The organism is Shimia aestuarii, assembly GCF_022814865.1.
GTDB classification, from domain to species: Bacteria; Pseudomonadota; Alphaproteobacteria; order Rhodobacterales; family Rhodobacteraceae; genus Shimia; species Shimia aestuarii_A.
Genome location: NZ_JAKVRD010000046.1, coordinates 1 through 3,701 on the forward strand (window position 1 = coordinate 1; position 3,701 = coordinate 3,701).

Here is a 3,701-nt window from a genome sequence, read left to right on the forward strand (position 1 = left end):
TGGGGTCTGCTCCGGCTGAGTGCAGAATGACACCCTAAGTGCCCAGCACGCGTTTCCCGTAGTCGCGCAGATTGCCTTTGGGATCGACGTATCGATACAGAGTTACAGGCTTCACGCCCAGTTCACGGCACAGCTCAGAAACGGACGTGCCCCTGTTCGCCATAGCTGCCTGCGCCATCCGGACCTGGGCTTTGGTGAGTGCGAACTTTCGACCACCTTTGCGACCACGCGCGCGGGCAGCCTGCAACCCTGCCATGGTGCGTTCCCGGATCAACTCGCTTTCAAATTCGGCGAGCGCGGCAAAGATCCCAAATGACAGCCGACCGGCTGCGGTGGTCGTGTCGATCTGTGCTCCCTGGCCTGTGAGCACCTTCAGGCCAACACCCCGCTCTGACAGTAAGGTCGTCGTTTTCACCAGATGATTCAGACTGCGGCCCATTCTGTCCAGTTTCCAGATCACCAGGACATCGCCTTCGCGTAGAGCCTTCAGGCACGCTTCGAGACCCGGGCGGTCGTTTTTCTTACCTGAGGCCTGATCGGAATAGATCTGCTCTTCATCTACACCCGCAGCGATCAAAGCGTCCCTTTGCAAGTCAAGGGACTGGCTGCCATCGGCCTTGGAGACGCGTGCATATCCGATCAGCATGTTTCACAAACGAACGTTTGAGATGTGCGGAGGAAACCCCAGCTTTCGGGCATGGCATGTATTCCTTAATCCATTACACAATCATCGATAAGCAATCCCCAAAGAGAAAGCAAAAGAAACATGGCGCATCGCACCATACTGACCGAGCGCCAGCGTGCGGCGCTTTTTGACCTGCCGACTGACGAAGCGGTTATGCTGCGGCATTACACGCTGGCAGACGACGATATCGAACACATCAACGAACGGCGGCGGCCAGAGAACAAGATCGGCTTTGCATTGCAGCTCTGCGCGTTGCGGTATCCTGGGCGGCTATTGTCATCCGACGAGGTTATTCCAGAAAAGATACTGCGCTTCATCGCCGCTCAGTTGGGGTTGAGTGCAGGCGATGTCCTGCCATATGCCGCACGCCGCCAAACCCGCCAGCAGCATTTGCACAACCTTCGTGTGGTTTACGGCTTCAAGATGTTCTCAGGCCAAGGCGCCCGCAGTCTCAAAGCGTGGCTTGAATGCGAAGCCGAAACCGCCCGTTCCAGCGAAGATCTAGCTCGCCGCTTTGTTGAAGAGTGCCGCCGGACGCATACGATCCTGCCCGGTGTCTCGGTTATCGAACGGCTTTGTGCAGATGCGCTGGTATCGGCGGAACGCCGGATTGAAAGCCGGATCGCCAACAGGATCGACGATGGAACGAAAGAACGCCTGGATGCGCTGTTGACCGAGATTGCAGATGGCAATGTCACCCGGTTTATCTGGCTTCGCCGTTTCGAGGTGGGCAGCAACTCGGCGGGAGCATCGCGGCTTCTGGATCGGTTGGAGTTTCTGCAGGGCATAAGCCTCTCACCGGACATTTTGGTCGACGTACCACCACACCGTGTCACCCGTCTTCGCCGCCAAGGCGAGCGCTACTTTGCCGACGGTTTGCGAGACATTACCAGCGATCGGCGTCTGGCAATCCTCGCTGTCTGCGCGGTGGAATGGACGGCGGCCATTGCCGACGCCGTAATCGAGACCCACGACCGGATTGTTGGCAAGACCTGGCGGGATGCGAAAAGGCTGTCCGATGCACGTATCGCGGACGCCCGATCTTCGCTGCGCGAGACCTTGCGCTCCTTCAAGGATTTGGGCGCTGCCTTGCTGGTGGCAAAGGCGGATGGCGCATCTCTTGAAGCGGCCATTGACGTTACGTGCGGTTGGTCTCACCTCGAATGCATGGTGACAACAGCTGCAGAGTTGACTGACACGATGGCGGCTGATGCCCTGACTCATGTCGTTCACGGGTACCATCGGTTCCGGCGGTATGGCCCTAGAATGCTGCGGGCGCTCGACATCGGTGCGGCGCCGGTGGCGGCCCCTTTGATACAAGCTACAAAGGTCATCGCCGATGATCAAACCAATGCGCCCCGTCAGGTTGGCTTCCTGCGCCGAACCTCGAAATGGCATCGCCACCTCAATGTTCAAGACCCAAAAGACAATCGGCTATGGGAGGTCGCCGTTCTGTTCCAGGTGCGTGAAGCCTTCCGATCTGGCGATATCTGGCTCTCCCATTCCCGACGTTACGCCGATCTGAAACAAGCGCTTGTGCCAATAGAAGCGGCAAAGGCGTCGCCACGCCTGACGATGCCGTTCGAGCCTGAGGTCTGGCTCGATGATCGCAAGGCCAAATTGACAGAATCCATGGAGCGTTTGGCCAAGGCCGCCCGGAGCGGAGCTATCCCAGGCGGTTCCATCGAGAACGGTATTCTCAAGGTTGATCGCTTGTCGGCGGAGACCCCAGCGGATGCTGACGGCATGGTGCTTGATCTCTATGGCCGTCTGCCTTCAGTTCGGATCACCGATCTTCTGCAGGAAATCGATGATGATATCGCGTTCACCGAAACCTTCACACACCTGCGTACCGGCGCGCCCTGTAAGGATCGCATCGGGCTTCTGAACGTGCTGCTGGCCGAGGGATTGAACCTCGGCCTCAGCAAAATGGCTGAGGCGACCAGTTCCCACGATTATTTCCAACTTTCGCGTCTGTCCCGTTGGCATGTTGAAAGCGATGCCATCAATCAGGCGCTCGCCACGGTGATCGAGGCACAGGCCAAATTGCCGATGGCGCAGTTCTGGGGCGGCGGCATAAGCGCATCAAGCGACGGTCAGTTCTTTCCGACAACGCGGCATGGCGAGGCGATGAATCTTATCAACGCGAAATATGGGCAAGAGCCTGGCTTGAAGGCCTATACCCACGTCTCCGATCAGTTCGGGCCGTTCGCAACTCAGAACATCCCGGCAACAGTCAACGAGGCTCCGTACATTCTGGACGGGTTGCTGATGAATGAGGCGGGGCGAAAAATCAAAGAGCAATATGCCGACACCGGCGGCTTCACGGATCATGTCTTTGCCGCGACAGCGCTCCTGTCTTATCGATTTGTTCCCCGCATTCGCGACTTGCCGTCAAAACGGCTCTATCTCTTCGATCCCGTGGCTGCGCCGAAGGAAGTCCGCCGACTGGTCGGCGGAAAGATCAGAGAAACGCTAATTACTGAAAACTGGCCGGACATCTTGCGCGCCGTCGCTACCATGGCGGCGGGTGTTATGCCGCCCAGTCAGTTGTTGAGGAAGTTTGCATCATATCCACGTCAGCACGAGTTGGCTCTTGCTCTGCGAGAGATCGGTCGCATCGAGCGCACTCTGTTCATAGTTGACTGGCTGCTTGACGCCGATCTGCAGCGACGGGCTCAGATCGGTTTGAACAAAGGTGAGGCCCACCACGCGTTGAAAAACGCTCTACGCATCGGGCGCCAGGGTGAAATCAGAGACCGAACCTCTGAAGGACAGCACTACCGCATGGCCGGGCTGAACCTGCTGGCAGCGATCATCATCTATTGGAACACCAAGCATCTTGGCCACGCTGTTGCGGCCAGAAAGCGAGCCGGTCTCGACTGTTCGCCAGACCTTCTGGCGCATATCTCGCCGCTCGGATGGGCTCATATCCTGCTCACAGGCGAATACAGGTGGAAAAGCAGGTGACGTCCGGTCTTAGGGTGTCATTCTGCACTCAGCCGGAGCAGACCCC

2 protein-coding genes are annotated in these 3,701 nt (G+C 57.9%); one reads left to right on the top strand and one right to left on the bottom strand.

Annotated elements, in window-relative coordinates; genetic code table 11:
- Window positions 1-34 precede the first annotated feature (34 nt).
- A complete protein-coding gene (locus tag MK745_RS19585) occupies window positions 35-646 on the bottom strand; it encodes a recombinase family protein (protein ID WP_243614851.1) in 612 nt (203 codons plus the stop codon).
- Between the two features lie 120 nt (window positions 647-766).
- Here MK745_RS19585 and MK745_RS19590 point away from each other — a divergent pair, with 120 nt between their 5' ends.
- Window positions 767-3,655 carry a Tn3 family transposase gene (locus tag MK745_RS19590; RefSeq protein ID WP_243614852.1) on the top strand — a complete coding sequence of 963 codons (2,889 nt, stop codon included), beginning with the start codon at window positions 767-769 and terminating at the stop codon, window positions 3,653-3,655.
- The last annotated feature ends 46 nt before the right edge of the window (window positions 3,656-3,701 follow it).

Excerpts from the sequence above, each read along its gene's own strand:
- MK745_RS19585 (WP_243614851.1), bottom strand. The coding sequence starts at position 646 with ATGCTGATCGGATATGCACGCGTCTCCAAGGCCGATGGCAGCCAGTCC.
- MK745_RS19590 (WP_243614852.1), top strand. The coding sequence starts at position 767 with ATGGCGCATCGCACCATACTGACCGAGCGCCAGCGTGCGGCGCTTTTT.